Genomic DNA, 22,134 nt, shown 5'->3' with positions numbered 1-22,134 from the left:
GCCGTCGGTGGCCGTCGGTGGCCGTCGGGGGTCAACGCGGGCGGTCCTCATACCCGTCACAGACGCTTGAGGACCGCCTGCTTGGCCATCGTGAACTCCTCGTCCGTGAGCACCCCGGACCGGTGGAGGTCGCCCAGCTCGCGCAGACGGCGCAGCAGGGCGTCGTGGTCCTCCCCCGGGGCGGGCCCGTCCGGAGCCGCCAGGGACGGGGCCGGCTGCTTCGGCGCCGGGGCCGGGGCCGACGGATGCGGGAGCCGCGCCTGTACGGCCGCCGCGACCAGGGCCATCAGCGGGTCCTTCTTGAAGCCCCACAACTCGACGGAGTTGGGGTCGTACTTGGGTGGAGCCTTCGTCGGCGCGTTCCGCACGGTGAAGCGGAGGTGGCCGTTCTCCAGGCCGACCGAGGGCTGCCACTCGACGCCCGCTATGTCCGCCAGCGCCAGCGTCCGCGCGCCCGCCGCCGCCTTCGCGTCCTCCGTCTTCCAGTTCCACTCCAGGCGTACGACGTCGCCGTCGAAGCTCGCGGTGCCGTCCCCGGCGGAGACGGAGAGCGGGACGGCGGGGCCGGCGAGGAGGTAGGAGTCCACCGCGTCGGCCGGCACCTCGTCCAGGAGCAGGGCGTTGCGGATCTCGTCCACGACGTACTCGGCGACGCCGTACCGGTCGGAGTCGACGCTCAGCTGGTACGGGTCGTGGGAGTCGGTGAGCCGGCCGCCGGTCGCCTGGAGGAGCGGGTCGGCGCCGTCGCGCAGCCGTAGCCGCAGCCGTCCCGACTTCTTGCCCTGTTCGAAGGAGATGCCCGCCAACGCGCCCAGCGGGACGGAGAGTTCGCCCAGGGTCTTGCGGAGCAGGCTCACGTTCTTGTCGCGGCCAGGGGTCAGCCGCAGGGTGTCGCCGTCGAAGGTCCACGTGCCGTCGCGCTGGAGGATTTCCGCCATGAAGAGGATTGTTCCACCGGCCGGAGGGGAGATGGTCTAGACCTGACGGCCCTCTTGGGGGGATGGTGGTGTCGTCAGTTCGGTTGGTGGAAGGGAGCACCTCGTGAGACCGCCCCACAGATCGACCCGCCTGCTCGGTTCACTGCTGCTCGTGGTGGCCGGGATGTTCGCCGTGGGAGCCGCACCCGTGTCCGCACCCGAGTCCGAGAACGCCGACGCCACCGTGATCCCGCTCGGGCGGGTGATCCCGGCCCCCGCCTCGGTCCGCGCCGACGGATCGCCGTACCGGCTGACGAGCGGTACCCGCATCGTCGTGTCCGGCGGGCCCGAGGCACGCCGGGTGGGGGAGTATCTCGCCGGGATCCTGCGGCCCTCGACCGGGTACCGGCTGCCGGTGACCGAGCGCCAGGAGGCCGGAATCCGCCTGCGGTTGGCCCCCGGGGAGACGGGTCTCGGCCAGGAGGGCTACCGGCTGGAGAGCGGACGCTCCGGCGTCACCCTGACCGCACGCGCGCCCGCCGGGCTCTTCCACGCCGTCCAGACCCTGCGCCAACTCCTGCCCGCCGCCGTGGAGAAGGACACCGTGCAGCCGGGCCCCTGGCTGGTCGCGGGCGGCACGATCAAGGACACCCCGCGCTACGGCTGGCGCGGCGCGATGCTGGACGTGTCCCGGCACTTCTTCACCGTGGACCAGGTCAAGCGGTACGTGGACCAGCTCGCCCTCTACAAGTTCAACAAGCTGCACCTGCACCTCTCCGACGACCAGGGCTGGCGCATCGCCATCGACTCCTGGCCGCGCCTCGCCCCGTACGGCGGCTCCACCCAGGTCGGCGGCGGGCCCGGCGGCTTCTACACCAAGGCCGACTACAAGGAGATCGTCCGGTACGCCTCCTCGCGTCACCTGGAGGTCGTCCCCGAGATCGACATGCCCGGCCACACCAACGCGGCGCTCGCCTCCTACGCCGAGCTGAACTGCGACGGCGTCGCGCCACCGCTCTACACCGGCACCGAGGTGGGCTTCAGCTCCCTCTGCGTCGACAAGGACGTGACGTACGACTTCGTGGACGACGTCGTACGGGAGGTGGCCGCGCTCACGCCCGGGCGGTATCTGCACATCGGGGGCGACGAGGCGCACTCCACCAGCCATGCGGACTATGTGAAGTTCATGGACCGAGTGCAGCCGGTCGTCGAGCGATACGGGAAGACCGTGATCGGCTGGCACCAGCTGACCGGGGCGACGCCCGCGCGGGGCGCTCTCGCGCAGTACTGGGGGCTGGACAGTACCGGCGCCGAGGAGAAGGAGCGGGTCGCCGCCGCCGCGCGGAACGGGACCGGGGTGATTCTGTCTCCGGCCGACCGGATCTACCTCGACATGAAGTACGACAAGGACACGCCGCTGGGGCTCGACTGGGCCGGGTATGTGGGGGTGCGGCGGGCGTACGACTGGGATCCGGGGGCGTATCTGGCGGGGGTGCCGGCGGCGGCTGTGCGGGGGGTCGAGGCGCCGTTGTGGACGGAGACGATCACCTCGTCGGCGGATGTGGAGTACATGGTGTTTCCGCGGTTGCCGGGGGTTGCGGAGTTGGGGTGGTCGCCGGCGTCCACGCATGGGTGGGACGGGTATCGGGGGCGGCTTGCCGCGCAGGGGGCGCGGTGGGAGGCGCTCGGGATCGGGTACTTCCGGTCGGCTGAGGTGCCGTGGCCTGCGCGGTAGGGGGTGGGGGGTTCGGTGCGTCGGCGGGTGCGGGTGCGTGGGGGCTGGTCGCGCAGTTCCCCGCGCCCCTGAAAAGCCGGGGCTGCGCCCCGCGCTTTTCGGCCCGCCGAACCGTCGCCTTCCAGGCCCGCCGGCCGTCGCTTTTCAGGCCCGCAGGGGCCTGAATCTTAGGGGCGCGGGGAACTGCGCGAGAAGCCCCACCGGGCCGCAGCTGGACCATCGGCGGAAAAGAGACGGGCACCTCGGAGGACCGTACTCCGAGGTGCCCGTCTGTTCGGGGGGCCTAGAGGCCCGCGATGGGGTTTTTCAGGGTGCCGATGAGCTGGAGCGCACCCGCGGGGTCTGCGAGGTCGACCATCTGCTTGTTGTTGCGCAGTTGGAGGCGGTTGAGGCAGGAGAGGGCGAACTCGGGGGCGAACATGTCGTACTGGGCGAACTTGTCGGCGAGTTCGGGCATCCCGTGCTGGTAGTCGCGGACGGTCTCGGCGACCGTGCGCCAGAACTCCTTCTCGTCCAGCACCCCTTCCTCCGCGAGGTTCGCGGCGAGGAAGCGGAAGAAGCAGTCGAAGACGTCCGTGAAGAGGGAGAGGAGTTTCTTGTCCTCGGGGACGTCCACGCGGAGGCGTTCGACCGTCGGCGGGAGGACCGCCTGCGGGTCCATGACCGCGATCTCCTCGGCGATGTCCTTGTAGATCGCCCGCTCGACGACACCGTCCTTGAGGACGAGGATGACGTTCTCGCCGTGCGGCATGAAGACCAGGTCGTAGGCGTAGAAGCTGTGGAGGAGGGGGGTGAAGTACGCCCGCAGGTAGCGGCGCAGCCACTCCTTCGGGGGCAGGCCCGAGCGTTCGATGAGCGCCGCCGCGAAGCCGTTGCCCTCGTGGTCGACGTGGACCAGGGAGGCCATCGTCGCCAGCGACTCGCCCTCCTGGAGCGAGGGCACCGGGCTCTCGCGCCACAGCGCGGCCAGCATCTTGCGGTACGCGGAGAACTTGTCGGTGGCCGCCTCGTACTCCAGGTGCCGGTAGCCGACGGCGGCGCGCTCGCGGATGATCGACAGACCGGTGGACTTCAGGACCGGGTCGCTGTCGATGAGGCCGGCCAGCCAGTCGTTGATGGCCGGGGTCGCCTCCATGTACGCCGCCGAGAGGCCGCGCATGAAGCCCATGTTGAGGACGGAGAGGGCCGTTTTGACGTAGTGCTTCTCGGGGGCCGAGCTGTTGAAGAAGGTCCGGATGGACTGCTGGGCCACGTACTCGTCGTCGCCCTCCCCGAGGCACACCAGGTTCCGCCGGGCGATCTCGGCGGCGAAGGTGACGGTGAGCTTGTTCCACCACTGCCAGGGGTGGACCGGGATGAAGAGGTAGTCGGCGGGGTCCAGCTCCAGGTCGGTGAGCACGGAGTGGAAGCGGTCGACCGTCTCCGTGCCCAACTCGTCCCGCAGGAACGCCTCGTACTCGATGCCCACACCCGCCGTGAACGCCGCCCGTGAACGGTGCGCGGCCAGCCAGACCAGCCGGACCGGGCTCGCCGTCTCGGGGGCGTACGACAGGTACTCGTGGACGCCGAAGCCGAGGCGGCCGTTGTTGGCGACGAAGCAGGGGTGGCCCTCGGTCATCCCGGTCTCGATGGCCTGGAAGCCGCCGTCGACGAGTTCGGCGACCGGGGTCTGCGGCTTGGTGAGCTTGTAGCAGGTGCCGGCGAGGGTGGAGGAGATCTCCTCCAGGTAGACCGGGAGGATCTCGTCGCTCAGGCCGAGGGACCCCTTCAGCTCGATGAAGAAGTCCAGGGCGGCCAGAGGGAGGTCGACGCCGTCTCGCTGACGGGTGATCGAGTCGGCGTCGACCTGCCAGTGGTCGAGGGCGCGCCGGACGGCGGTGAACCCGTAGCGGGTCAGACCGTCGTCGCTGCGGACCTCGAAGCCGCCGTCGGCCGTGGCCTCCGGCGTGATGAGCCGTTCATGGGCGAACTCGGCGAGGGCCTTGCGGACGAGCAGGCGGTTGGCCCGGGCCCAGCGGTGGGGGGACAGATGCGCCACGGCATCGGACAGGGTCATACGGCTACTCCTCGGGCAGCCTCGAAGAACTGCTCTCGTGTGCAGAAGCTCAGCAGTGCGCGCTTCTCCGGCTTGTCGATCTCGCCGTGGGGGACGAAACCGACGACTTCGTTGAGGGCGTGGACGGCCTTGTTGGACACGTCCGGCTCGACGACGACCCGGACGGTGGCCGGGTCCTCGAAGAGATGGGCCATCACGGCGGTGATCACGGCCCGGGTGAAGCCGTGCACCGGGGTGTCCGTCGGCGGCACCAGGAAGTGCATGCCGACGTCACCCGGCTCGGGCTCGTACAGGCCGACGAGTTCACGGTGGACGGGGTCGTACCGCTCCATCAGGAAGACGGGCTCGCCGTCCAGCAGGCCGAGCAGGGCCTCTTGGTGCGGGTCGGCCGCGACCTCCATGTAGGCCCGCTCGACGTCCTCCAGCCTGGCGTCCTGCATCATCCAGTACGCCGCTTTGGGGTGCGTCACCCAGCGGTGCAGCAGCTCGGCGTCGCTCAGCGGGTCGAGGGGACGGAAGGTGAAGTCCGTGGCGCCCACACCGGTCCCGCCGCTCATACGGCGAACTCCTGGAACGCGATGGTCTTCTCCACCGGGTAGTACTCCGTGCCGAGCAGCTCGCGGATGATGTACGAGTTCCGGTACGGGCCCATGCCCAGGTCGGGCGAGGTGATGCTGTGGGTGTGGACGCCCGCGTTCTGCAGGAAGACGCCCCGGCCGGTGGTGTCGATGGCGTAGTTGCGGGCCACGTCGAAGTTGCCCCGCGCGTCGTAGACCAGGCGGTCCCGGACGGGCTTCAGGAACTCCGGCTCGGCGTACTTGTAGCCGGTGGCGAGGATCAGGCCCTGCGAGTCGATCGTGTAGTCCTTCTCCTGCTCCTCCTGCCGCAGGCCGAGCGAGTACGTGCCGTTCTCGTAAGTCACGCTGTTCAGCGCGGAGTTGGTGAGCAGCCGGGTGGGCAGCGGGCCGCCCAGGCTCTTCTGGTAGAGCAGGTCGAAGATCTCGTTGATGAGGTCTCCGTCGATGCCCTTGAACAGGCCCTTCTGCTCCTGGGTCAGGCGGTAGCGGGTCGGCTCCGGCAGCTCGCGGAAGTAGTCGATGTACTCCGGGGAGGTCATCTCCAGCGTGAGCTTGGTGTATTCGAGCGGGAAGAAGCGCGGGGAGCGCGTCACCCAGTTCAGCTGGTAGCCGTGGACGTCGATCTCGCTCAGCAGATCGAGGTAGATCTCGGCGGCCGACTGCCCGGAGCCGACCAGGGTGATCGACTTCTTCCGCTGCAGCTCCTGCTTGTGCCGCATGTAGCGGGAGTTGTGGATCCAGTCGCCGCCCAGTCCCTCGACCGCCTCCGGAACGTACGGCGGCGTGCCGGTGCCGAGCACGAGGTGCCGGGCGCGGAACACATCACCGTCGGCCGTCCTCACGACGTACAGCTCGTCCTCGTACGTCACCTCCGTCACCGTCGTGCCGAAGCGGACGTTGCTCAGGCGGTTGGCGGCCCAGCGGCAGTAGTCGTCGTACTCGACCCGCAGCGGGTAGAAGTTCTCGCGGATGTAGAACGAGTACAGACGGCCCGAGTCCTTCAGGTAGTTGAGGAAGGAATACGGGGAGGTCGGGTCGGCGAGGGTGACCAGGTCCGACATGAACGGGGTCTGGAGGTGGGCGCCGTCGAGGAACATGCCCGAGTGCCACTCGAAGGCCGGCTTCGAGTCCAGGAAGATCCCGTCGAGTTCGGCGATGGGCTCGGTTAGGCAGGCGAGGCCGAGGTTGAAGGGTCCCAGCCCGATGCCGATGAAGTCGTGGGTTTTCACGGCGGATTCCGCGGATTCGGCGGGCTCAGGAAGCGACGCGGTCAAGGGATTCTCCCAGGTACTGCTCGGCGTGGCCGGCGATCAGATCGAGGACGACGGCGATGTCCTCGGCCGTGGTCTCGGGGTTGAGCAGGGTGAACTTCAGATAGTGGCGACCACCGACCTTGGTGCCCGCGACCACGGCGTCACCGGAGGCGAACAGGGCCTTGCGGGCGTACAGGTTGGCGCGGTCGATCTCGGCCGGGTCGGTGACGGCCTCGGGGATGTAGCGGTAGACCAGCGTGGACAGCTGGGGCCGTACGACGACGTCGTAGCGCGGGTCGGCGGCGAGCAGTTTCCAGCCCTCCTCCGCCAGGTCGCAGACCTCGTCGAAGAGCTGGCCGACGCCGTCGGCGCCCATCGTGCGCAGCGTCATCCACAGCTTGAGCGCGTCGAAGCGGCGGGTGGTCTGCAGGGACTTGTCGACCTGGTTGGGGATGCGCTCGGTGACCATGCGGCGCGGGTTGAGGTACTCCGCGTGGTAGGTCGCGTGGCGGAGCGTGGACGCGTCCCGGACGAGCACGGCGGACGAACTCACCGGCTGGAAGAAGGACTTGTGGTAGTCCACGGTGACGGAGTCGGCGCGCTCGATGCCGTTCAGGAGGTCGCGGCGTGTACGGGAGACGAGCAGGCCGCAGCCGTACGCGGCGTCGACGTGCATCCAGGTGTCGTACTGGGCGCACAGCTCGGCTATCTCGGGCAGCGGGTCTATGGAGCCGAAGTCGGTGGTGCCGGAGGTGGCGACGACGGCCATGGGGACGAGGCCGTCGTTCCTGCAGCGCTCCAGCTCACGGGCGAGGGCCATCGTCTGCATCCGCTTGTCGGCGTCCACCGGAATGGAGACGACGGCGTCCGGGCCGAGGCCCAGTAGTTTCGCCGACTTCTTCACACTGAAGTGGCTGACCTCGGAGGCGAAGATCCGCAGTTTGGCGGAGTCGGCCGAGCCTTCCCAACCGCCCGGCGCCGGCTTGGCCTCCTCGCGGGCGAGGAGCAGTGCCTGAAGGTTGGACTGCGAGCCGCCGGAGGTGAACACACCGTCGGCGGACGGTCCGAAGCCGATGCGCTCGTTCGTCCAGTCGATGAGCTTGCGCTCGATCAGGGTGCCGCCGGCCGACTGGTCCCAGGTGTCCAGGGAGGAGTTGACGGCGGAGAGGACGGCCTCGCCGAGCACGGCCGGGATGACGACCGGGCAGTTGAGGTGGGCGAGATAGCGCGGGTGGTGGAAGTAGACCGCGTCGCGCAGATAGACGTCCTCCAGCTCGTCGAGGACGGCGGCCGTGTCGTGCAGCGGCTTGTCGAGGTCGATCTTCTCGATGTGGGGGGAGAGGGCGTCGACGGTGACACCGGTGAACGGTCGGTCGGTGGTGGCGAGTTTGGCCGCCACCCGCTCCACGCCTTCGGTCACGGTGCGGCGGTACCGCTCCGCGGTCGTGTCATTGAGCAGGTGCGAGCGCATGGGGAGGTCCTCCGAGCGGGGCGGTCCGGGTGGGACGGAGAGGTGAGTGGGGGGGGTGACATCACGTCGTCCAACTTAGGTAAGCCTAACTTAACTAACTTGGGTGGAGCCCGGACTCAGCCGTGACTGTGGTCACTTGGCTGTCGCTGGCGGTCCGGTGTCGCTTGGGTCGCTGGTGTCTCTGGGCTCGCTTGTGTCGCTGGTGACTCGGCCTACTCGCCGCGCTCCCGCAACTGCTCCTCCGTCAGACCCTCACGCCAGTACCCGACGAAGGTCACCCGCCGCTTGTCGATCCCGCGCTCCCGCACGAGATGGCGGCGCAGCTCCTTCACCCGGCCGGACTCACCGGCGATCCAGGCGTACGGCAGTTCGCTGGGCGGCAGTTGGGCGGCGCGGACGGTGTCGAGGGCGGTGGGCGCCCCCTCCGTCCGCACCAGCCAGGTGATCTCGGCGTCGGCGTCCGTGGCCAGGTCCTGGATGTCCCCCGCGTGGTGGACCTCCAGCCAGACCCGGGCCCGGGTGCCGACCGGCAGCGACTCCAGGATCGCCGAGGCGGCGGGCAGCGCCGTCTCGTCACCCCAGATCAGCACCAGATCGGTGTCGGCCGGCGGACGGAAACGGATCGCGCGGTTGTCGGCGATCGCGGGCCCGAGCAGGACGACCCGGTCCCCGGCCCGCGCCGCCGACGCCCACCGGGACGCGGGCCCGGCGGGCACGGCGGCCCCCGGCTCGACCCCGTGCAGCACGAAGTCGATGTCGATCTCGGCGGTGTCGCCGCCCGGGGCGCACCGGAGCCCCCGCAGGGTGTACGAGCGCATCACCGCCCGCACGTCGTCCGGCAGTTCCCGCCAGGCCTGCCACCAGCCGTCGCCCAGTTCGTACGGGACGGCCGGGGCGTCCTGTCCCGGCTGCGGCAGGAAGAGGGACAGTGACTGGTCCCGGCCGTCGGAGTGGAAGTACCGCAGGTCGTCCCCCGCGAACGAGACACGCACGAGAGACGGGCCCAGCCGCTCCGTTCGCGAGACCTGAAGAGAGAAGAAACGGAAAGGGGCGGCTACGGCCGTCGTCATGGGGTGCCTCATGGGTCGGGGGCTGGGGTGCGTTGGCGGGTGCGGGTCCGGTGGGGGCTGGTCGCGCAGTTCCCCGCGCCCCTCAAGGCAACGGCCCCTGCGGGCCGCTGAAAAAGCAAGGGGCGCAGCCCCTGCTTTTTCAGGGGCGCGGGGAACTGCGCGAGAAGCCCCACCGGACCCGCAGTCGACCTACGGCCGAAGCCCTAACTGACCTTCTTCGCCTTCTCGATCGCCTCGGCCAACTCCTCAAGCAGCGGCGCGCACTTGTCGTAGGAGAGAATCGGCTCGGGGTTACGCCCGATGACCTGCCCCGCCTTCACCGCCGGCAGCTTCTTCCACGTCGCCTCTTCGATCGCGTCCGGCTGGATCGCCGACGTGCGGTTGTCCATGATGATGACGTCCGCGCCGTACTTGTCGACGTTCTCCCAGCTGAGATTCTCGAACCAACCCCCGCTGGCCTTCAGCGCCGCCGCGCTCGGCTCGACGAAGTTCACGCCGAGGGCCTTGTAGTACTCCAGGTCGATGGAGAGGTTCGAGCCGGAGACATAGAAGATGTCCTGGCTGGCGGAACCGGCGAGCACCTTGATGTCGGGCTTTGCCTTGGTGGCCGCGCGCAGCCGGGCGGCCGCGTCCTCGAACCGCTTCTTGGCCGTGGTGATCTTCTCCGACCCGGTGTCCGCGCCGAGGGACTTGGCCAGCTCCAGCATGCGCTGCAGCGGCTCGGTCATCTGGCGGTCGTACGCGGAGATGCCGACGCTCGGGGCGAGCTTGGCGATCTTGTCCTTGGAGGCCTCGGGCACGTACCAGAGAGTGCCGGCGTCGTCGAACAGGGTGGTGATGAGGACGTCGGGGGCGAGGGCGGCGTACTTCTCGACGCTGAACTCGTCCCAGACGTTGCCGAGGATGGTGACCTTGCTGATGTCGAGGTCACCGGCCTGGACATCGGCCTTGCCGTCGGTGGTCCTGGTCGGGCCGAACACGCCCTTGACGTCGATGCCGTAGTCGTACAGCGCGGCGGCGACACCCACGAAGGCGACGATGTTCGCCGGGACCTTGTCGGTCTTCGCGGTCACGCCCCGGTCGTCCTTGAACGACCAGGGGCCGGACTTGGCGGCAGCCGTCTCCTTGTCGGAGCCAGTGCCGCCGCTCGTCGAGTCCTCGTCTCCACAGGCAGCGAGCACGGCACCGAGACCGAGTGCGCCACCGGCGGCGAGGATGCCACGGCGGGTGAGGTGAGCGGCTCTGGCGTTGGACATGTGTATGGCTACTTTCGAACGGGGCGGAGTACCGCCCGAGGGTGAGTTCGAAGGTAGGTTAGCCTAACCTCACCACTTGTCCAGCGGGTGGTTCCAGGAAGTGGACTGCCCGGGTCCACCTCCGCCCTAACCTTTGAATTACCTGTGAATCAAAGGTTGGTGGGGTGTGCGGGGATCGGTTGAAGCGTAAACCTGTGCTCGCGTCGCTGATGTGCAGGACGCGTGAAGTGGCCAGGTGGCGCCCGTCAAGCGGGCAAAAAGGCACCCGGCTCGCCTGTGGCGAACCGGGTGAGAGCGTGTGGGAGCCGTGCCGTCATCGCGGATTCCGGCCATCATTCGAGCATGTGCCGTCGGTCAGCCGACGAGCCCCATCTCCCTGGCGATCAGCATCCGTTGCACCTCGCTCGTCCCCTCGCCGATCTCCAGGATCTTGGAGTCACGCCACATACGGGCGACCGGGTACTCGTTCATGAAGCCGTAGCCGCCGTGGATCTGGGTGGCGTCGCGGGCGTTGTCGACGGCGATGGTGGAGGAGTAGAGCTTCGCCAGGGCCGCCTCCTTCTTGAAGGGCTCGCCGGAGACCAGGCGGGAGGCCGCGTCGCGCCAGGCGAGGCGGGCGGTGTGGGCCTTCATCTCCATGTCGGCGAGCTTGAACTGGATGGCCTGGTTGGCGCCGATCGGGCGGCCGAAGGCGTGGCGTTCCTTCGCGTACTTCACCGACTCGTCCACACACCCCTGGGCCAGGCCCGTGGCGAGCGCCGAGATGGCGATACGGCCCTCGTCGAGGATGCGCAGGAACTGGGCGTAGCCACGGCCGAGTTCGCCGAGCAGGTTCTCCGCCGGGACCCGGACGTCGGTGAAGGACAGCTCACGGGTGTCGGAGGCGTTCCAGCCGACCTTCGAGTACGGGGCGGCGACAGTGAAGCCCGGGGTGCCGGACGGGACGATGATCGAGGAGATGAGGGGCTTGCCGTCGGGGGTGCGGCCGGTGACCGCCGTGACCGTGACCAGGGCCGTGATGTCCGTGCCCGAGTTGGTGATGAAGCACTTGCTGCCGTTGATGACCCATTCGTTCGTCGACTCGTCCAGGCGGGCCGTCGTACGGGTCGCGCCCGCGTCCGAGCCGCCGTCCGGTTCGGTGAGGCCGAACGCGCCCAGGATCTCCCCCGAGCACAGGCGTGGCAGCCACTCCTCCTTCTGTGCGGGGGTGCCGAAGAGATGGATCGGCATCGCGCCCAGGGAGACACCCGCTTCGAGGGTGATCGCCACGGAGGAGTCCACCCGGGCCAGCTCCTCCAACGCGATGCCCAGCGCCAGATAGTCGCCGCCCATGCCGCCGTGCTCCTCCGGGAACGGCAGCCCGAACAGCCCCATACGGCCCATCTCGCGCACGATCTCGTACGGGAACTCGTGCCGCTCGTAGAAGTCGCCGATCTTGGGGGCGACGACCTCGTGCGCGAACTCCTCGACCGTGCGGCGGAGTTCTTCCAGCTCGGGGGAGAGGCGGTGGTCCATGAACCTCAGTGCTCCTTGTGGTCCTCGGGGCCCTCGTCGTCCTTGTGGGACAGGGCTCGTACGGTGCGGGACGGGCTGGGCCGGCCCAGGTGTCCGGCCATCCACGCGCTCGTGGCGACGAGGCGGCCGAGGTCGACGCCCGTGTCGATGCCGAGGCCCCGCAGCATCCACACGAGGTCCTCGGTGGCGAGGTTTCCGGTGGCGGACTTCGCGTACGGGCAGCCGCCGAGGCCGCCGGCCGAGGCGTCGACCGTGGTGACGCCGTGGCGCAGCGCTTCGAGGGTGTTGGCGAGGGCCTGGCCGTAGGTGTCGTGGAAGTGCACGCCGAGGGAGGGGGTGGGGACGCCTGCCTCGTTCAGGGCGGTGAGCAGGGCCTGGACATGGCCCGGGGTCGCCACGCCGATCGTGTCGCCGAGGCTCAACTCGTCGCAGCCCAGGTCCAGGAGCGCGCGGCAGACCCGGACGACCTGGGGGACCGGGACCGGGCCCTCCCAGGGGTCGCCGAAGCACATCGAGAGATAGCCCCGGACGTGCCCGCCCTCCGCCTTCGCGCGGCCGACGACCGGTTCGAACATCGCCAGTGCCTCGTCGACCGTGCGGTTGAGGTTGGCCTTGGCGAAGGACTCCGTGGCGCTGGCGAAGACGGCGACCCGGCGCGCGCCGAGGGCGAGGGCACGGTCGAGGCCGCGTTCGTTGGGGACGAGGACCGGGAGATCCACCGGGAGGTCGGCGACGAGGGGGAACAGGGCCTCCGCGTCCGCCAGTTGGGGCACCCACTTGGGGTGGACGAAGCTGGTCGCCTCGATGGTGGTGAGGCCCGCGTCGGCCAGCCGGTGGACGAACTCCGCCTTCGCCTCCGTCGGGACGGTCGCCTTCTCGTTCTGCAGGCCGTCCCGGGCGCCGACCTCGTGGATCCGGACGCGGGCGGGCAGCCCTTCGGCCGGCACGGTCATGGGGAGACCCTGATCCTGGTGGACGGTCATACGGCCGCCTCCTCCGGCTCGTGCGGCGCGACGACCGCCAGCACCTGGTCCATGGCGACGGTCGTCCCGGGCGTGACGTCCAGCTCGGTGACCGTCCCGGCGTGCGGCGCGGAGACGACGTGCTCCATCTTCATCGCCTCCACCACCAGCAGGCTCTGCCCGGCGGCCACCTCGTCACCCACGGCCACCTTCACCACGGTGACCGTCCCGGGCATCGGCGCCGTCAGCGAGTCCACTCCCGCGCGGGCGGCGCCGGAGAGGGAGGCGGCGACGGGGTCGTGGTCGCGCACCTGCCAGGCGTCGCCGTCCCGGCCCAGCCAGTCGGGGGCGTGGTGGAAGGTGTGGGTGAGGCCGTCGAGGTGGAAGGTGAACCGGCCCTCGGCCCCGGGACGCGGGGGCACGCCCCCGGACCCCCGCAGGGGGGTTTCGGCGCCGTCCGGCAGCACCTCGGTCCCGCCGTCCGGTGTGGGCCGCACGCGTACGGTCACCGGCTCGTGGCCCGGCAGCCGCAGGTGGTGTGCCGTCCAGGCCCGTTCGCCGCCCAGCCGCCAGCCGACCGCGGAGTCGAACGGATCGGTCCAGCCGGAGCCGTCACCGGTGCCGTCACCGGCGGCCGGGGTGAGCGCGGCCTGGCGCAGCAACGCCGCCGCCGCGTGGACCTCCACCGGCACCTCGTCCGGGACCAGCCCGTCCACCTCCCGCTCCACCAGCCCCGTGTCCAACTCGCCCGCCACCACCGCCGGATGGGCCAGCAGCCGGCGCAGGAACCCGGCGTTCGTCTGCACGCCCAGCGTGACCGTCTCCGCGAGGGCAGCCCGGAGCCGCCGCAGGGCGGTGGGCCGGTCGGGGCCGTGGGCGATGACCTTGGAGAGCATCGGGTCGTACAGCGAGCCGACCTCCGTGCCCTCGGTGAGGCCGGAGTCCGTACGGACGCCGTCGCCGGCCGGCTCGCGCAGGCGCAGGATCGTGCCGCCGGAGGGGAGGAAGCCCCGGGAGGGGTCCTCGGCGCAGATACGGGCCTCCACCGCGTGCCCCGTCAGCGTCACGTCGTCCTGTCCGAAGGACAGCCGCTCGCCCGCCGCGACCCGGAGCTGCCACTCCACCAGGTCGACACCCGTGACCAGCTCGGTCACCGGGTGCTCGACCTGGAGGCGGGTGTTCATCTCCATGAAGTAGTACGAGGAGGGGTCGCCGCCGGGGACGATGAACTCGACCGTGCCCGCGCCGGAGTAGCCGCAGGAGCGGGCCGCCTGGACGGCCGCCTCGCCCATCGCGGCACGCGTGGCCTCGTCGAGCAGGACGCTGGGCGCCTCCTCGATGATCTTCTGGTGGCGGCGCTGGAGGGAGCACTCGCGCTCGCCGAGGTGGATCACGTTCCCGTGGCCGTCCGCCAGGACCTGGATCTCGATGTGCCGGGGGCGGTCGATCCAGCGCTCGACGAGGAGGGTGTCGTCGCCGAAGGAGGCACGGGCCTCGCGGCGGGCGGCGGCGATCTCGTCGGCCAGCAGGCCCGCGTCCCGGACCAGCCGCATGCCCTTGCCGCCGCCGCCCGCGCTGGGCTTCAGCAGCACCGGCATACCGATCTCGCGTGCGGAGTCGGCGAGTTGGGAGTCCGTGAGGCCGCTTCCGCTCGAACCCGGCACCACCGGTACCCCGGCCGCCCGTACCGTCTCCTTGGCGCGGATCTTGTCGCCCATCAGGGAGATGGCGTCGGCGGGCGGGCCGATGAAGACCAGGCCCGCGTCGGCGCACGCCCGCGCGAAGGCGGCGTTCTCCGCGAGGAAGCCGTAACCGGGGTGGACGGCCTGGGCGCCGGTGCGGGCGGCGGCCTCCAGCAGCCGCTCCACCGACAGATAGCTCTCCGCCGCCGGTGGCGGACCGATCCGTACCGCCGTGTCGGCCTCCCGGACGTGCCGGGCGTCGGCGTCCGCGTCGGAGAAGACGGCGACGGAGCGGACGCCGAGGGCGCGGAGGGTGCGGATGACGCGGACGGCGATCTCGCCCCGGTTGGCCACCAGCACTGTGTCGAACATGGTCACCTTCAAAGCCCCCTCACATCCGGAAGACGCCGAACTGGGGGTCACCCAGGGGCGCGTTGGCGCAAGCGGTCAGGGCGAGGCCCAGGACCTGGCGGGTGTCGAGGGGGTCGATGACCCCGTCGTCCCAGAGCCGGGCGGTGGCGTAGTAGGCGCTGCCCTGGCGCTCGTACTGGGCGCGGATCGGGTCCTTGAAGGCCTCCTCGTCCGCCGCCGGCCAGTCCTCGCCGCGCGCCTCCAGCTGGTCCCGCTTGACCGTGGCCAGGACGGACGCGGCCTGCTCGCCGCCCATCACCGAGATCTTGGCGTTGGGCCACATCCACAGGAAGCGCGGTGAATAGGCCCGGCCGCACATCGAGTAGTTGCCCGCGCCGTACGAGCCGCCGACCACGACCGTCAGCTTGGGGACGCGGGTGCAGGCCACGGCCGTCACCATCTTCGCGCCGTGCTTGGCGATGCCACCGGCCTCGTAGTCCCGGCCGACCATGAAGCCGGAGATGTTCTGCAGGAAGACCAGCGGGATGCCGCGCTGGTCGCACAGCTCGATGAAGTGGGCGCCCTTCTGGGCGGACTCGGAGAAGAGGATGCCGTTGTTGGCGACGATCCCCACCGGGTGGCCGTGGATCCGGGCGAAGCCGGTGACCAGGGTCTGCCCGAACTCCGCCTTGAACTCGGCGAACCGCGAACCGTCGACCACACGCGCGATGACCTCGCGCACGTCGTACGGCGTGCGGGAGTCGACCGGCACGGCGCCGTACAGCGTGTACGGGTCGACCTTGGGCTCGACGGCCGGCTCGACCGACCAGGGGAGCGGGCCCCGGGAGGGGAGCGTGGAGACGATGGTGCGCACGATGCGCAGGGCGTGCGCGTCGCTCTCCGCGAGGTGGTCGGTGACGCCGGAGATCCGGGAGTGGACCTCGCCGCCGCCCAGCTCCTCGGCGGTGACGACCTCGCCGGTGGCGGCCTTCACGAGCGGCGGGCCGCCCAGGAAGATGGTCCCCTGCCCCCGGACGATCACGGCCTCGTCGCTCATCGCGGGGACGTACGCGCCACCGGCCGTGCACGACCCGAGGACGGCGGCGATCTGTGGAATGCCCGCCCCGGACATCCGCGCCTGGTTGTAGAAGATCCGGCCGAAGTGCTCGCGGTCGGGGAAGACCTCGTCCTGCATGGGCAGGAAGGCGCCGCCGGAGTCGACGAGATAGAGACAGGGGAGGCGGTTCTCCAGGGCCACTTCCTGGGCCCGCAGATGCTTCTTCACCGTCATCGGGTAGTACGTGCCGCCCTTGACGGTGGCGTCGTTGGCGACGACGACGCACTCGCGCCCGCTGACCCGGCCGATCCCCGCGATGACGCCGGCGGCCGGGGCCTGTCCGTCGTACAGCCCGTCCGCCGCCAGCGGCGCCAGCTCCAGGAAGGGCGAGCCGGGGTCGAGGAGGGTGTCCACCCTGTCGCGCGGCAGCAGCTTGCCGCGCGCGGTGTGCCGGGCGCGCGCCTTCTCGCCGCCGCCGAGCCGCGCCGCCGCCAGCTTGGCCCGCAGCTCCTCGCCCAGCGCGCGGTGCGCGGCCTCGTTGGCCCGATACGCCTCCGCCGCGGGATCTGCCGCGGTCGTCAGCTCCGGTGCCTGGTCCATCGTGCGGTCCCCTCACCCAGTGGTCACGTGCGGTCACCTGTTAATGAGCGTTAACCCGTTTCCATCAGGTTAACGACCGCTAACCTCCCTGTCTAGAATTGGCTCCATGGCCACGAGAACCGACGCGCCCACCCGCCGCGAGCAGATCCTCAAGGAAGCCGCCCGCCTCTTCGCCGAGCGCGGCTTCCACGGTGTGGGCGTCGACGAGATAGGGGCGGCGGTCGGCATCAGCGGGCCGGGCCTGTACCGGCACTTCGCGGGCAAGGACGCGATGCTGGCGGAGCTGCTGGTGGGGATCAGCGGACAGTTGTTGACGGGGGCGAAGCGGCGGCTCGCCGAGGCCGACGGGGCAGGCGGGCCGGGCAGGGCTGGTGGGCCGGGTGGTGCGTCCGCCGGGCGCGATGCCGAGGCGATCCTCGACTCGCTCATCGAGGGACACATCGACTTCGCCCTCGACGACCGGCCCCTGATCACCCTGCACGACCGCGAGCTGGACCGCCTCCGCGACAGCGACCGCAAGCTGGTGCGCCAGCTCCAGCGGCAGTACGTCGAACTGTGGGTGGCGGTGCTCCGCGAGGCCCACCCAGGGCTCGCCGAGCCCGCCGCCCGCTCCGCCGTGCACTCGGTGTTCGGCCTGCTGAACTCGACGCCGCACCTGGGGCGTCCGGGGTCCCTGCCCGGGCGGGCGGCCACGGCGGAGCTGCTGCACCGGATGGCCCGGGGGGCGTTCGAGGCGGCCGCCACCGGCTGACGGCCGGTTCCGCCGACCGGTGTGCGGCAAAAGCGTGACGAGCGTTACGGGGGTGGGCATCTGGACGGGTGTCGCTACCCGCCGGTACGGTTTGGTCTGAGCAAGCGCTTAGCCGAGGTGGGCGGTGCTTGGGCACATCCGAAAGTACTCAGGTGGAGGTGGCGGCGGTGCGTCGTACGGTGTTCAACGAGGATCACGAGGCGTTCCGGGAGACCCTGCGTGCCTTCATCGAGGCCGAGGTCGTGCCCGTGTACGACGAGTGGTTCGCCGCCGGCCAGGCGCCGCGCGACTTCTACTACAAGCTGGCCGAGCTGGGTGTCTTCGGCATCCGCGTGGACGAGGAGTACGGCGGCGCCGGCATCGACTCGTACAAGTTCGAGGCCGTCCTGTACGAGGAGACCGCCCGCGCGGGTGTGCAGTTCGGCGGCTCCGGCGTGCATGTGCTGCTCGGTCTGCCGTACATCAAGATGCTCGCCACCGACGAGCAGAAGAAGCGCTTCCTGCCGAAGTTCGTCTCCGGCGAGGAGATGTGGGCGATCGCGATGACCGAGCCGGGCACCGGCTCCGACCTCGCGGGCATGAAGACCACCGCCAAGCTCAGCGAGGACGGCACGCACTACGTCCTCAACGGCTCCAAGACCTTCATCACCGGTGGCGTCCACGCCGACCGCATGATCGTCTGCGCCCGTACCGCCGCGCCCAGCGCCGAGGACCGCCGCCACGGCATCTCCCTCTTCGTCGTGGACACCAAGGCCGAGGGCTACTCGGTCGGCCGTAAGCTGGACAAGCTCGGCCTGAAGACCTCCGACACCGCCGAGCTCGCGTTCGTCGACGTCAAGGTGCCCGTCGAGGACCTGCTCGGCGAGGAGAACAAGGGCTTCTACTACCTCGGCCACAACCTCGCCTCCGAGCGCTGGGGCATCGCCTACGGCGCCTACGCGCAGGCCAAGGCCGCCGTCCGGTTCGCCAAGCAGTACGTGCAGGACCGCGTCGTCTTCGGCAAGCCCGTCGCGCACTTCCAGAACACCAAGTTCGAGCTGGCCGCCTGCCAGGCCGAGGTGGACGCGGCCGAGGCCGTCGCCGACCGCGCGACCGAGGCCCTCGACGCCGGTGAGCTGACGCCCGCCGAGGCCGCCAGCGCCAAGCTGTTCTGCACCGAGGTCGCCCACCGCGTCATCGACCGCTGCCTCCAGCTGCACGGCGGCTACGGCTTCATGAACGAGTACCCGATCGCCCGCCTGTACGCGGACAACCGCGTCAACCGTATCTACGGCGGCACCAGCGAGATCATGAAGTCGATCATCGCCAAGGACATGGGGCTGTGACACGGGCCCGTAAGGTTTCGGAAATTACTGTCCAGTACAACTGACTTCATGAGTCAGGTACCACTGCAGTCCCTCCTCGATCTGCTCGACCTGGAGCAGATCGAGGAGAACATCTTCCGCGGCCAGTCCCGGCCCGCCATCGTCCCCCGGGTCTTCGGCGGGCAGGTCGCGGCCCAGGCGCTCGTCGCCGCCGGGCGGACCGTCCCCGCCGACCGGCTGCCGCACTCCCTCCACGCGTACTTCCTGCGCATCGGCGACGCCGGCGCGCCCATCGTGTACACCGTGGAGCGGATGAACGACGGCCGCTCCTTCACCGCGCGCCGCGTCGTCGCCGTCCAGCACGGCCAGCCGATCTTCGCCCTCTCCGCGTCCTTCCAGCGGTACGAGGAGGGCCTCGACCACCAGGCCCCGATGCCGGCCGCACCCGACCCGGAGTCCCTGCCCACCGCCGAGCAGCGGCTCCCGGCGTACGGGCTCGACCCGGCCGTCGTCGAGAAGATGCTCGAAGCGCGGGCCGCCGTCGATCTGCGGTACGTCGACGACCCGCCGTACGGCCGCTACGGCGAGCCCCGCGAACCGCACTCCCAGGTCTGGTTCCGCGCCAACGGCAAGCTCGACGACGATCCGCTGCTGCACGTCGTCCTCGCCACCTATGTCTCCGACATGACGCTCCTCGACTCCATCCTGCTCGCGCACGGGCGCGGCGGCTGGGCCGTCGGGGACGTCGTCGGGGCCTCGCTGGACCACGCCATGTGGTTCCACCGGCCGTTCCGCGCCGACGAGTGGCTCCTGTACGACCAGGAGTCGCCGTCCGCGTCGGCCGGCCGCGGCCTCGGGCAGGGCCGGATCTACACCCAGGACGGGCGGCACGCGATCTCCGTGATCCAGGAGGGTGTCGTCCGCGTGCCGAGGGAACGGCCGAGGGAACAGCCGGGGGAGCCGGGGGCTACGCCTCGCTGAGCCCCGCCTGCTCCAGCAGGTAGGCCGACATCGGGTCGTAGTAGCGCGGGCTGACGACGTGGTCGTCGAGCGGGACCACGGCCTGGAGGGTGCCCTCGGACTCGCCGAGGAAGAGGGCGGGGTCGTTGGAGTCCGCGTAGCCGACGGAGTCGACGCCGAGCTGCCCCGCGCAGCCCGCCCAGCCGTGGTCGGCGACGACCAGGTCGGGCAGCGGGCGGCCGGCGCCCTCCAGGCCCCGGAGGATCGCGCGCATCGGCTCGGGGGAGTGGGTGTGCCAGAGCGTGGCGCCGTGTTCGAGGACGGCCACGTCCGCGAACTGCATCACGTACCCCTCCTCCGTCTGCAGGCCGTCCGGGATGACGACGATCTCGCAGCCGGCCGCGCGCAGCGCCCGGGCCGTCTCGTTGTGCACCTGGAGCAGACCGCCGGGATGGCCGGTGGCGAACAGCACGCGCTGCCCGCCGTCGGCCGCCTTGCGCAGCCGGGCCGCCATGCGCTCCAGCGCGTCGACCGTCAGGTCCGGGTCGATGGTGTCCTGGCCGTAGCGGTACCCCGGGTCGTCGTTCACACCGACGCGCTCCGCCATCACGGCCAGCACGTCCTGCTCGTCGGTCCAGCGGTCCCCGAGCTCCAGGCCGAGCCAGTAGTGGCGGTTGCCGTTGGCCAGTTCGCGGTAGTGGGAGAGGTTGTTCTCGCGCGGGGTGGCGACATCGCCCGCGATACGCGTCTTCACAAGGTGTTCGACGAGCTCGGCGCGGCTGGGGGTCCCGGGTATCGGCATGCGTCCATTGTGAGGCAGACGACTGCGGGAGTCGCGGGCGTACCGCCCGCTGCGACCTGCGTCACTCTCCGGCGGCGGCCCCGGACCGGGTGGTCGGTTCACTCCTGCCGCAGCGCGAACCACAACTCCATGCGTACGTCCGGGTCGTCGAGGTCCAGGCCGAGCAACGCCGCGCACCGGCCGACGCGTTGGCGGACCGTGTTGCGGTGAACGGCCAGCGCGACGGCCGTACGGTCCCAACTGCCGTGCAGGGAGAGCCAGGTGCGCAGGGTGTCGGTGAGGGCGGGGGAGGCGGCGAGCGGGGCCAGCAGGGTGTGGGCGTGGGCGGTCGCGTCCTCCGCCGGCACCAGGTCGGCGAGGGCCGTGCGGGACCCGTGCCGGACCAGCGCCGTCCGGGTCGCCCCGGCCCGGGCCAGCGCGCGGGCGGCCTGGACGTCGGCGGCCGGCCACGCGTGCGGCTCGGCGGGGGCGCTCACCCCGCACACCCAGCCGGGCTGCTCGGTGACCTCGCGGCCGGCGGGGACGAGGACGCGGACGATCTGGCCGTGGGCGTCGACCAGGGTGGAGCCCAGGGCGGCGCCGAGCGCGGCGGCGGCCAGGGCCTCCGGCCGGGGGCCGCCCTCGGAGGGCCGGGCGTGGACGACGTGCCAGTGGGTGCCCTCGCCCAGGAGGGGGGCCACCTCCTGCGGCCCGGCGCCGAGCAGGAGCCGTACCAGTGCCGAGGTGCGGGTCGCGCCCGTGCCGCTCTGCTGTTCGCCGGTGAGGAGGGAGAGGAGGACGGCGGCGACGGAGGTGATCGTGTGGTCGCCGGGGGCTCGGTGGGGGGTGGCGATGCCGAGGGTGAAGCCGTGGCCTCCGGAGGTGAGGGCGTAGGCGGCGAGGTGGGTGCCGTCGGCTGTGTCCGTGGCGGAGGTGGGGGTGGAGGTGCGCGGGGAGGGGGTGGGGGGTTGGGGTGCGTCGGCGGGTGCGGGTTCGTTGGGGCTGGTCGCGCAGTTCCCCGCGCCCCTTTTGGGGCGGCCGGGGGGCGAAGTGGTGCTCGGTGCGGTGGTCGGCGCGGGGGTCGGTCGTACCACCGTCGTCAGGGTGGTCAGGGCGGTTGGTGTCGGGCCTCGGCCCGCTGATGCCAGCTCCGTTCCGTCCGGGCCGTACAGGACCGCTCGGCCGGAGACGCGTTGGGCCAGCTGTCGGAGGACCGCGTGGACCGGGTCGGGGCGGGAGGCGGCCGCGGCCAGGCCCTGTTGGGCCTCGGTCACGCGGCGGAGTTCGGCGTGTCTGGCCCGGGCCATGAGCTGCCAGACCGCGCGGGCCACGCCCGAGAAGGTGGTCCTGGGCGGGACCTCGATCAGGGGCAGGTCGTAGGCGTCGCAGGACGCGACCAGGGCCCTGGGGACGCTGTCGTGGACGGGGGCGACGCCGAAGCCGAGGGCCGCGCCGCCCGCCGCGACGATACGGGAGACGTAGTCGTCGAAGTAGGTGCCCGACCCCGCCGCCTCCTGGATGTGGACGCCGGCCGTCAGCAGCAGTTCGCCGCCGAGCAGATACGGATACGGGTCCGACATCTCCGAGGTGTGCGCCCAGTGGATCGCGGTCCCCGCGTCCCGTGGCCCGGCGATCTGCCGCAGGCCCAGATCCTCACGGGCCAGCAGCGCGGAGAGCGGCACGGGCGGGGTCGGAGGGACCGCCGGGGCGGGTGGTGCGGCCGGGTCCGGCATGGTGTGCGTTCCTTCCATCCGGCACGGCTCGAATGGATGAAACGTACACTTCGCAGTCGCTTTCCGGCCACCTAATGTCGGTGCCCATCACCCGCCACCGAG

The 22,134-nt window shown here is 70.8% G+C and carries 17 protein-coding genes; 4 read left to right on the top strand and 13 right to left on the bottom strand.

Annotated elements, in window-relative coordinates:
• Positions 1 to 56 precede the first annotated feature (56 nt).
• Positions 57 to 938, bottom strand: coding sequence for a DUF4429 domain-containing protein (locus ABT147_RS22730; protein ID WP_351408942.1), 882 nt, complete (start codon positions 936 to 938; stop codon positions 57 to 59).
• A 103-nt stretch (positions 939 to 1,041) separates the two neighbouring features.
• Here ABT147_RS22730 and ABT147_RS22725 point away from each other — a divergent pair, with 103 nt between their 5' ends.
• Positions 1,042 to 2,652 carry a beta-N-acetylhexosaminidase gene (locus tag ABT147_RS22725; protein ID WP_351408940.1) on the top strand — a complete coding sequence of 537 codons (1,611 nt, stop codon included), beginning with the start codon at positions 1,042 to 1,044 and terminating at the stop codon, positions 2,650 to 2,652.
• Positions 2,653 to 2,935: 283 nt separating this feature from the next.
• Here the strand turns inward: ABT147_RS22725 and ABT147_RS22720 are convergent, their stop codons facing one another.
• The 10 genes from ABT147_RS22720 to ABT147_RS22675 form a co-directional block, all read right to left on the bottom strand.
• On the bottom strand, positions 2,936 to 4,708 hold the full coding sequence (locus tag ABT147_RS22720) for an IucA/IucC family protein (protein ID WP_351408938.1): 1,773 nt from the start codon (positions 4,706 to 4,708) through the stop codon (positions 2,936 to 2,938).
• Entirely contained in the window at positions 4,705 to 5,265 is a 561-nt protein-coding gene (locus ABT147_RS22715; RefSeq protein ID WP_351408936.1) for a GNAT family N-acetyltransferase, read from the bottom strand. The genes ABT147_RS22720 and ABT147_RS22715 overlap by 4 nt, the downstream gene beginning before the upstream one ends.
• The gene (locus ABT147_RS22710; RefSeq protein WP_502983134.1) at positions 5,262 to 6,560 is read right to left on the bottom strand and encodes a lysine N(6)-hydroxylase/L-ornithine N(5)-oxygenase family protein; all 1,299 of its coding nucleotides are present in this window, start codon (positions 6,558 to 6,560) and stop codon (positions 5,262 to 5,264) included. Before ABT147_RS22710 ends, ABT147_RS22715 begins: the two co-directional genes overlap by 4 nt.
• The gene (desA, locus tag ABT147_RS22705; protein ID WP_351408932.1) at positions 6,541 to 8,010 is read right to left on the bottom strand and encodes a lysine decarboxylase DesA; all 1,470 of its coding nucleotides are present in this window, start codon (positions 8,008 to 8,010) and stop codon (positions 6,541 to 6,543) included. Before desA ends, ABT147_RS22710 begins: the two co-directional genes overlap by 20 nt.
• Positions 8,011 to 8,222: 212 nt before the next feature.
• A complete protein-coding gene (locus ABT147_RS22700) occupies positions 8,223 to 9,080 on the bottom strand; it encodes a siderophore-interacting protein (RefSeq protein WP_351408930.1) in 858 nt (285 codons plus the stop codon).
• Positions 9,081 to 9,283: 203 nt separating this feature from the next.
• Positions 9,284 to 10,336 carry an ABC transporter substrate-binding protein gene (locus tag ABT147_RS22695; protein WP_351408927.1) on the bottom strand — a complete coding sequence of 351 codons (1,053 nt, stop codon included), beginning with the start codon at positions 10,334 to 10,336 and terminating at the stop codon, positions 9,284 to 9,286.
• A 354-nt stretch (positions 10,337 to 10,690) separates the two neighbouring features.
• The gene (locus tag ABT147_RS22690; RefSeq protein WP_351408925.1) at positions 10,691 to 11,851 is read right to left on the bottom strand and encodes an acyl-CoA dehydrogenase family protein; all 1,161 of its coding nucleotides are present in this window, start codon (positions 11,849 to 11,851) and stop codon (positions 10,691 to 10,693) included.
• A gap of 5 nt (positions 11,852 to 11,856) precedes the next feature.
• Positions 11,857 to 12,834: a hydroxymethylglutaryl-CoA lyase gene (locus tag ABT147_RS22685; protein ID WP_351408923.1), complete on the bottom strand. Its 978-nt coding sequence runs from the start codon at positions 12,832 to 12,834 to the stop codon at positions 11,857 to 11,859.
• Positions 12,831 to 14,867: an acetyl/propionyl/methylcrotonyl-CoA carboxylase subunit alpha gene (locus tag ABT147_RS22680; protein WP_351408920.1), complete on the bottom strand. Its 2,037-nt coding sequence runs from the start codon at positions 14,865 to 14,867 to the stop codon at positions 12,831 to 12,833. Before ABT147_RS22680 ends, ABT147_RS22685 begins: the two co-directional genes overlap by 4 nt.
• 19 nt (positions 14,868 to 14,886) lie before the next feature.
• On the bottom strand, positions 14,887 to 16,503 hold the full coding sequence (locus tag ABT147_RS22675; RefSeq protein ID WP_351408918.1) for a carboxyl transferase domain-containing protein: 1,617 nt from the start codon (positions 16,501 to 16,503) through the stop codon (positions 14,887 to 14,889).
• A 106-nt stretch (positions 16,504 to 16,609) separates the two neighbouring features.
• On the opposite strand from ABT147_RS22675, the gene ABT147_RS22670 reads away from it, so the two are divergent.
• From ABT147_RS22670 to ABT147_RS22660, 3 genes are all read left to right on the top strand, one after another.
• Complete coding sequence (locus ABT147_RS22670; RefSeq protein ID WP_351408916.1) at positions 16,610 to 17,254, top strand: TetR/AcrR family transcriptional regulator; 645 nt, start codon at positions 16,610 to 16,612, stop codon at positions 17,252 to 17,254.
• A gap of 167 nt (positions 17,255 to 17,421) precedes the next feature.
• The gene (locus ABT147_RS22665) at positions 17,422 to 18,579 is read left to right on the top strand and encodes an acyl-CoA dehydrogenase family protein (RefSeq protein WP_351409140.1); all 1,158 of its coding nucleotides are present in this window, start codon (positions 17,422 to 17,424) and stop codon (positions 18,577 to 18,579) included.
• Between the two features lie 48 nt (positions 18,580 to 18,627).
• On the top strand, positions 18,628 to 19,539 hold the full coding sequence (locus tag ABT147_RS22660; protein WP_351408915.1) for an acyl-CoA thioesterase: 912 nt from the start codon (positions 18,628 to 18,630) through the stop codon (positions 19,537 to 19,539).
• Here the strand turns inward: ABT147_RS22660 and ABT147_RS22655 are convergent.
• Together ABT147_RS22655 and ABT147_RS22650 are read right to left on the bottom strand one after the other, a co-directional pair.
• A complete protein-coding gene (locus ABT147_RS22655) occupies positions 19,526 to 20,320 on the bottom strand; it encodes a phosphatase (RefSeq protein ID WP_351408912.1) in 795 nt (264 codons plus the stop codon). The two genes, ABT147_RS22660 and ABT147_RS22655, sit on opposite strands and share 14 nt — an antisense overlap.
• A gap of 98 nt (positions 20,321 to 20,418) precedes the next feature.
• On the bottom strand, positions 20,419 to 22,050 hold the full coding sequence (locus ABT147_RS22650) for a PucR family transcriptional regulator ligand-binding domain-containing protein (RefSeq protein WP_502983133.1): 1,632 nt from the start codon (positions 22,048 to 22,050) through the stop codon (positions 20,419 to 20,421).
• Positions 22,051 to 22,134 lie beyond the last annotated feature (84 nt).

It is taken from the genome of Streptomyces sp. NPDC001868 (assembly GCF_040297125.1).
In the GTDB taxonomy this organism is placed as follows: domain Bacteria; phylum Actinomycetota; class Actinomycetes; order Streptomycetales; family Streptomycetaceae; genus Streptomyces.
The sequence above is the reverse complement of the archived record's forward strand: the minus strand, read 5'-3'. Positions and strand labels throughout refer to the sequence as shown.

Coding starts and splice junctions, on each gene's coding strand:
- ABT147_RS22730 (WP_351408942.1), bottom strand. CDS start 938: ATGGCGGAAATCCTCCAGCGCGACGGCACGTGGACCTTCGACGGCGAC.
- ABT147_RS22720 (WP_351408938.1), bottom strand. CDS start 4,708: ATGACCCTGTCCGATGCCGTGGCGCATCTGTCCCCCCACCGCTGGGCC.
- ABT147_RS22715 (WP_351408936.1), bottom strand. CDS start 5,265: ATGAGCGGCGGGACCGGTGTGGGCGCCACGGACTTCACCTTCCGTCCC.
- desA (WP_351408932.1), bottom strand. CDS start 8,010: ATGCGCTCGCACCTGCTCAATGACACGACCGCGGAGCGGTACCGCCGC.
- ABT147_RS22700 (WP_351408930.1), bottom strand. CDS start 9,080: ATGACGACGGCCGTAGCCGCCCCTTTCCGTTTCTTCTCTCTTCAGGTC.
- ABT147_RS22695 (WP_351408927.1), bottom strand. CDS start 10,336: ATGTCCAACGCCAGAGCCGCTCACCTCACCCGCCGTGGCATCCTCGCC.
- ABT147_RS22690 (WP_351408925.1), bottom strand. CDS start 11,851: ATGGACCACCGCCTCTCCCCCGAGCTGGAAGAACTCCGCCGCACGGTC.
- ABT147_RS22685 (WP_351408923.1), bottom strand. CDS start 12,834: ATGACCGTCCACCAGGATCAGGGTCTCCCCATGACCGTGCCGGCCGAA.
- ABT147_RS22680 (WP_351408920.1), bottom strand. CDS start 14,867: ATGTTCGACACAGTGCTGGTGGCCAACCGGGGCGAGATCGCCGTCCGC.
- ABT147_RS22675 (WP_351408918.1), bottom strand. CDS start 16,503: ATGGACCAGGCACCGGAGCTGACGACCGCGGCAGATCCCGCGGCGGAG.
- ABT147_RS22670 (WP_351408916.1), top strand. CDS start 16,610: ATGGCCACGAGAACCGACGCGCCCACCCGCCGCGAGCAGATCCTCAAG.
- ABT147_RS22660 (WP_351408915.1), top strand. CDS start 18,628: ATGAGTCAGGTACCACTGCAGTCCCTCCTCGATCTGCTCGACCTGGAG.
- ABT147_RS22655 (WP_351408912.1), bottom strand. CDS start 20,320: ATGCCGATACCCGGGACCCCCAGCCGCGCCGAGCTCGTCGAACACCTT.
- ABT147_RS22650 (WP_502983133.1), bottom strand. CDS start 22,050: ATGGAAGGAACGCACACCATGCCGGACCCGGCCGCACCACCCGCCCCG.